Genomic DNA, 6,594 nt, shown 5'->3' on the forward strand with positions numbered 1-6,594 from the left:
GTCTCCTAGAGATCGGAGACGGCGATGGCAAGACCACTTCGGTGAAATTACAGGATCTCAGACGCTTTTTGCTGCCGCCAGCGCTCCGAGAAGATCAGCCTTGAGGTCCTCGACGTCTTCCAGGCCGATCTGCAGGCGAATGACGGGGCCGGCATAGTCGCCCTTGGCAACCGTGCGATCCTCCAGGAAAACCGGCACTGCGAGGCTTTCGAAGCCGCCCCAGGAATAGCCGAGCGCAAAGATTTGCAGGGCATCAAGGAACGCGTCGGCCTGGGCCGTGCTGCCGCCATCCAGAACGATCGAGAACACGCCTGTCGATCCAGTGAAATCACGCTTCCACAGGTCGTAAGTCGGGTGCGATTCGAGGGCAGGGTGTAGAACCTGCCCGACGCCCGCCTGTTCTTCCAGCCAGCGCGCAATCTCCAGCGCTGATTTGCGATGATGCTCGAGGCGCACGCCCATGGTGCGCATCCCCCGGAAGGTCTGATAAGCGTCGTCCGGGCCAGCGCACATGCCGAGTGCGGTGTAGGTTTCTTCCAGCTTAGCAAAATGCGGCTGCGTGGCCGAGATCGTGCCGAGAAGAACATCCGAATGGCCGGCGGGGTATTTAGTGGCCGCATGGATCACCACATCGACGCCGTGCTCCACCGAGCGGAAGTACAGCGGCGTCGCCCAGGTGTTGTCCATCATGACGACAGCGCCGGCCTGATGTGCTGCAGCCGCAATTGCCGGGATGTCTTGGATTTCGAACGTGTTTGAACCGGGCGACTCCGTGAATACCACCTTGGTATTCGGCTGGATCAGGGCGCTGATCCCGCCGCCGATCAGCGGATCGTAATAGGTCACCGCAACGCCGAGCCGCTCCAGCACGGTATCCGCGAAACGACGCGTCGGGCGATAGACCGAGTCGGTGATCAGCACGTGATCGTCCGAAGACAGGAAGGCCAGCAGCGGCACGGTAACAGCTGCAAGGCCGGACGGAACGAGCAGCGTGCCGGCGGTGCCTTCGAGATCGTCGATAACAGCGGCGAGCGCGTCGCTGGTCGGGGTGCCATGCGTGCCGTAGGTGTATTTCTGGGCACCACGACGCATCACATCGGCATTGGGGAAAAGAACCGTCGAGGCATGAACAACCGGCGGATTGACGAAGCCGTGGAAGCTTTGCGGATCGTGGCCGCCATGCGCCAGACGCGTGTTCATGCCGTGCTTGCTGTTTGTGGACGTCGTCATCATGACCTCGTGAAACTTGTTTGCCGAGGGTTACGCATGCACTAGCTGAAGCGCAACTGTGCCAGCTCTGCTGGACCAATCATCCGCTTCAAAGGCTCTCGCTTGTTTAAACCGCTTCCGCCACAGCAAGACTCACGTCCCCGGGAGCCTGTTCGGGGCCACCAACGCTTCATCTACCGCGCCCGCCAGGGATGGCGGAAGCTGCGCGCTGGACCGGTCGGTGGAGCGCCATCGGTCTGGACGCGGCACATGACGATCATCGCCTGGAGTGCTGCGATCCTGATCGTTGCCCTTAGTTTCGTGGATGGCGACATCAACGCGGCCGTGCGCGGCTCGGAAGCACCTTTGCGTGCCTTCATGGCAAACTGGACGGACCTGGTGCGCATCCAATGGTACATCGTGCCGGCCGGGCTGCTGATCCTGATTGCCGGCGTGGCGGATTGGGGCGCGCCGGACAGCGGCGCGCGGCGTGTTTGGTCGAACCTTTATGCACAAGCGGTGTTCGTGTTCGTGGCGGTAGGCGGAGCCTTGCTGACCACCAACGTCTTCAAGATCATCTTTGGTCGTGCACGTCCTGTCTTGTTCGACAATTTCGGGCACCTTCATCTGCAGCCATTCACTCTGGCCTATGATTTTGCGAGCTTCCCCTCCGGCCATTCCACCACGGCTGCGGCAGTCACCGTGATCCTGATGACCTGGATGCCTCGGTTCCGCTGGCTGTTCCTGGCTGCCGGCCTGTTCATGGCGGCAAGCCGGGTCGCGGCGGATGCACATTACCCGAGCGACATCGTTGGCGGCTTCACGGTCGGCTTCCTGTTTGCGCTGACACTGGCGCGCTGGCTGGCACAGCGCGAAGTTGCTTTTCGCATGGAGAGCGGACAGCTGTTTCCGGTGCCGCGGTTCCATCGCGCAGGCTGAGTGACATTGCGGCAGCCATGCGGCGTACTAGCCTTTAGTACGATGAAGAGCCGGGCAGTCCCTTAATATTGCACAACAAAGATGCGGTCTGGCCCTTTCGCCCTTGACCACTGGCTTAATATCGCTTTCGATGCCGGCGTGAGGGACGGAGGAGCAGGTCGCCGGCATGGCGCCGCCTGGCAGCAACGTTCACTCTCCAAAGAAAATCAGGCCGCTTCGGCGCGATAAGAGGGTTGTGGTAATGAAAACTGTCATCAAGGTGCTGGTTGGCGCAAGCTTGCTTGCAGCGTCTGCTGCGACAGCATCGGCAGCGACGCTGGCCGATGTGAAGGCAAAGGGCTTCCTGCAGTGTGGTGTCAACACCGGTTTGGCTGGCTTCTCGGCGCCAAACGACAAGGGTGAATGGACTGGCCTCGACGCAGACTTCTGCCGTGCCGTTGCCGCTGCCGTCTTCGGCGATGGCACCAAGGTGAAGTTCACCGGCCTGTCTGCGAAAGATCGCTTCACGGCGCTCCAGTCCGGCGAGATCGACATCCTGTCGCGCAACACGACCTGGACCGTGAACCGCGATACCGCGCTCGGTTTCAACTTCGCCGGCGTCACCTACTATGACGGCCAGGGCTTCATGATCAATTCGAAGAAGCTCGAAGGCATTACCTCGACGATGCAGCTGTCCGGCGCCGCAATTTGCGTGCAGGCCGGCACGACCACCGAACTGAACCTGGCCGACTACTTCCGTTCCAACAACATGGAATACAATCCTGTTGTGTTCGAGAAGTTCGAGGAAGCCAACGCCGCCTATGACGCCGGCCGTTGCGATGCCTACACGACCGACCAGTCGGGCTTGTATGGCGTTCGTCTCCAGATGGCCTCGCCGAACGACCACGTCGTTTTGCCGGAAATCATCTCCAAGGAGCCTCTCGGACCAGCCGTTCGCCAGGGCGACGACCAGTGGTTCGATATCGTCAAGTGGACGTATTACGCGCTGCTGAACGCCGAAGAAGCCGGCATTACGCAGGCCAATGTCGAGGAAATGAAGAACTCGGCCAATCCGGACATCAAGCGCATGCTCGGCAGCGAGGCTGAAACCAAGATCGGCACCGATCTCGGTCTCACGAATGACTGGGTCGTCAACGTCATCAAGGCGACCGGCAACTACGGCGAGATCTTCGAGCGCAATGTTGGTTCCGGCAGCCCGCTGAAGATTGCCCGCGGCGTCAACGCGCTGTGGACCAAGGGCGGCCTGCAGTACGGCATGCCAATCCGCTAAAATCAGCTGAAACGATCCGTCGGGGTGCGCGAGTGCCCCGGCGGCGACAGCCACGGCAGGACCGGTCTTTAGAATTCGGCCGCCTTATTGAATGACCGTGGGAAGGGAACCCCGTGGCGACACAAGACGTGACAGAGGACATCAGGCCCGCCAAGGCTTCGTTTCTCTATGATCCGCGCGTTCGAAGCCTTTTTGTTCAAGCCGTCGTCATCCTGCTGCTCGTTCTGGGCATCTGGTGGATCGTCGACAACACGCTTTTGAATCTTCGCCGCTCCAACATCACGACGGGCTTTGGCTTTCTGCGCGGCCGTTCCGGTTTCGATATTTCGGATCGTCTGATCGAATACAGCTCGGACGGCACCTACGGACGCGCGCTTGTTGTAGGCATCCTGAACACGCTTCTGGTTGCGGTCACCGGCATCGTCGTCGCCACGATCATCGGCTTTCTTGTTGGTATCGGGCGGCTTTCGAACAATTGGCTGATCCGCAAGATTGCGACCGTATATGTCGAGGTCTTCCGCAACATTCCGCCGCTTCTGGTGATCCTGTTCTGGTATCAGGGTGTCCTGGCGCTGCTGCCGAACGTACGCGGAAGCTACGTGCTGCCCTTCAACTCTTTTCTGAACAGCCGCGGCTTTTATCTTCCACGTCCGGTTTGGGGAGACGGCGCATGGCTCGTGCTTGTCGGACTGATCGTTGGCGTTGCACTCAGCTACTTCGTGGCACGGCGCGCCAAGGCTCGACAGGCCGCTACCGGCCAGCAGTTTCCTGTTTTTCTGACCAGCCTCGCGCTGATCATCGGCTTGCCCGTTCTAGGCTTCATCCTTTCCGGAATGCCGCTCACCTTTGACCTGCCGCAAAAAGGCGCGTTCAATCTGACCGGCGGCCTCAACGTGAAGCCGGAATTCCTGTCGCTCTTGCTGGCACTGTCCTTCTACACTGCGGCCTTTATCGCCGAGATTGTACGCGCCGGCATTCAAGGCGTGAGCAGAGGGCAGACCGAGGCGGCTTCGTCTCTAGGATTGAGCTCCGGTCAGAGCTTGCGAATGGTGGTGATCCCACAGGCAATGCGGATCGTTATTCCGCCACTGACCAGCCAATATCTAAACCTTACCAAGAACTCGTCCCTGGCCGTCGCGATCGGCTACCCCGACCTCTACGCAGTCGGCGGCACGATCCTGAATCAGACCGGTCAGGCGATCGAAGTGGTCGTCATCTTCATGGTGGTTTACCTCAGCATCAGCCTGCTGACGTCGCTTATTATGAACTGGTTCAACGCCAAGATGGCCCTTAACGAGAGATAGACTATGCAAGAGCACGATCCTGGGTCCGCACCGAAATGGCCTTGGCGCAAAGCGCGCCGCGCAGCGAGGCTGGGGCACTCGCCTGGGGTCGCAAGAACCTTTTTGCGACTCCATTGAACTCTCTGATGACCGCCATTGCGATCGTGGCGGTGGCCTGGTTCCTGCCCAAGATCCTGAACTGGTTGCTGTTCGATGCGGTTTGGACGGGCACGGACCGCACGGCCTGCTTGACCACGGAGCAGGGCGGACAACTACCGGTCGGCTGGTCGGGCGCATGCTGGCCGTTCGTCATCAATCGCTTCGGCTACTTGATGTTCGGGCGCTATCCGATCGATGAGCGTTGGCGCGTCATTCTAACGGGCATCCTGTTCATCGGCCTGCTGATACCGCTCCTGATCCCCCGTGTGCCGTTCAAGGGCCTGAATGCCGTTCTGATCTTCGGCATCTTTCCTGTGGTCGCCTATATCCTCTTGCTTGGCGGTGTTTTCGGCTTGCCTCACGTCGAAACGTCGCTCTGGGGCGGGCTGATGGTCACGCTGGTGCTGTCTTATGTCGGCATCGCCGTGTCCTTGCCGTTGGGCATCATTCTGGCGCTGGGCCGCAGATCCAGGATGCCGGTGGTCAAGCTGCTGTCGGTGATCTTCATCGAGACGGTGCGCGGTGTGCCGCTGGTGACCGTGCTGTTCATGGCAGCCTTCATGCTGCCACTTTTCGTGCCGCCGGGCGTGACCTTCGACAAGCTTCTGCGTGCGCTGATCGGTGTAGCGCTGTTTGCGTCCGCTTACATGGCGGAAGTCATTCGCGGCGGCCTTCAGGCGATCCCACGCGGCCAGTATGAGGGCGCCGATTCGCTCGGCCTCGGTTATTGGCAGAAGATGGGCCTGATCGTCATGCCGCAGGCGTTGAAGCTGGTGATTCCGGGCATCGTGAACTCCTTCATCAGCCTCTTCAAGGACACGACGCTGGTTCTGATCATCTCGATGTTCGACCTGCTGGGCACGGTCAAGCAGAGCATCTCGGGTGACCCGACCTGGGCCACGCCGCAAACCGCAAAAACGGGCTATGTTTTCGCGGCGCTGATCTTTTGGGCCTTTTGCTTCGGCATGTCGCGCTATTCCATGTTCATGGAGCGGCGGCTGGACACGGGCTATCGGCGCTAGGCGCAATCAGGAACTCATCAGGACTTACAGGCGCAACCGCCCAAAGGGATACAGAAAATGGCAATCGAAAATGCCGTCAGCGCGCAAGAGCTCCATGTCGATCGCTCCAAGATGCACATCTCCGACACGGAGGTCGCCGTCGAGATCGTTGGCATGCACAAGTGGTATGGCGACTTCCACGTTCTGCGCGACATCAACCTCAAGGTCATGCGCGGCGAGCGGATCGTCATCTGCGGTCCGTCCGGTTCCGGCAAGTCGACGCTGATCCGCTGCATCAATCGGCTGGAAGAACACCAGCGCGGCCAGATCATCGTCGATGGCAAGGAACTCACGGACGATCTTAAGAAGATCGACGAGGTTCGCCGCGACGTCGGCATGGTGTTCCAGCACTTCAACCTGTTCCCGCACCTGACGATCCTGGAAAACTGCACCCTGGCGCCGATCTGGGTTCGCAAGACCCCGAAGAAGGAAGCCGAAGAGACCGCGATGCACTTCCTGCGCCGCGTGAAGATCCCGGAACAGGCCAACAAATATCCAGGCCAGCTGTCCGGTGGTCAGCAGCAGCGCGTGGCGATTGCCCGTTCGCTTTGCATGAACCCGCGCATCATGCTGTTCGATGAGCCGACCTCGGCACTCGATCCCGAGATGATCAAGGAAGTGCTGGAAACCATGGTCGGCCTCGCCGAGGAAGGCATGATCATGCTGTGCGTGA

At 60.1% G+C, this 6,594-nt stretch carries 6 protein-coding genes; 5 read left to right on the forward strand and 1 reads right to left on the reverse strand.

All coding sequences use genetic code 11. The features are described from left to right. Window positions 1-57: 57 nt before the first annotated feature. Window positions 58-1,230: a cystathionine beta-lyase gene (locus RTX98_RS11700; RefSeq protein WP_312796748.1), complete on the reverse strand. Its 1,173-nt coding sequence runs from the start codon at window positions 1,228-1,230 to the stop codon at window positions 58-60. Window positions 1,231-1,479: 249 nt separating this feature from the next. On the opposite strand from RTX98_RS11700, the gene RTX98_RS11705 reads away from it, so the two are divergent. From RTX98_RS11705 to RTX98_RS11725, 5 genes are all read left to right on the forward strand, one after another. Then, window positions 1,480-2,148, forward strand: a complete 669-nt coding sequence (locus tag RTX98_RS11705; protein WP_312796749.1) for a phosphatase PAP2 family protein — start codon at window positions 1,480-1,482, stop codon at window positions 2,146-2,148. Window positions 2,149-2,389: 241 nt separating this feature from the next. After that, on the forward strand, window positions 2,390-3,418 hold the full coding sequence (locus tag RTX98_RS11710) for an amino acid ABC transporter substrate-binding protein (protein WP_312796750.1): 1,029 nt from the start codon (window positions 2,390-2,392) through the stop codon (window positions 3,416-3,418). A gap of 113 nt (window positions 3,419-3,531) precedes the next feature. After that, window positions 3,532-4,722: an amino acid ABC transporter permease gene (locus RTX98_RS11715; protein WP_312796751.1), complete on the forward strand. Its 1,191-nt coding sequence runs from the start codon at window positions 3,532-3,534 to the stop codon at window positions 4,720-4,722. 35 nt (window positions 4,723-4,757) lie between these two features. After that, a complete protein-coding gene (locus RTX98_RS11720; protein WP_416223113.1) occupies window positions 4,758-5,882 on the forward strand; it encodes an amino acid ABC transporter permease in 1,125 nt (374 codons plus the stop codon). Between the two features lie 57 nt (window positions 5,883-5,939). Continuing rightward, the coding region (locus RTX98_RS11725) for an amino acid ABC transporter ATP-binding protein (RefSeq protein ID WP_312796752.1) at window positions 5,940-6,594 on the forward strand (655 nt) is incomplete at its 3' end.

It is taken from the genome of Tianweitania sp. (genome assembly GCF_032053605.1).
In the GTDB taxonomy this organism is placed as follows: Bacteria; Pseudomonadota; Alphaproteobacteria; order Rhizobiales; family Rhizobiaceae; genus Tianweitania.

Coding starts and splice junctions, on each gene's coding strand:
- RTX98_RS11700 (WP_312796748.1), bottom strand. CDS start 1,230: ATGACGACGTCCACAAACAGCAAGCACGGCATGAACACGCGTCTGGCG.
- RTX98_RS11705 (WP_312796749.1), top strand. CDS start 1,480: ATGACGATCATCGCCTGGAGTGCTGCGATCCTGATCGTTGCCCTTAGT.
- RTX98_RS11710 (WP_312796750.1), top strand. CDS start 2,390: ATGAAAACTGTCATCAAGGTGCTGGTTGGCGCAAGCTTGCTTGCAGCG.
- RTX98_RS11720 (WP_416223113.1), top strand. CDS start 4,758: ATGGCCTTGGCGCAAAGCGCGCCGCGCAGCGAGGCTGGGGCACTCGCC.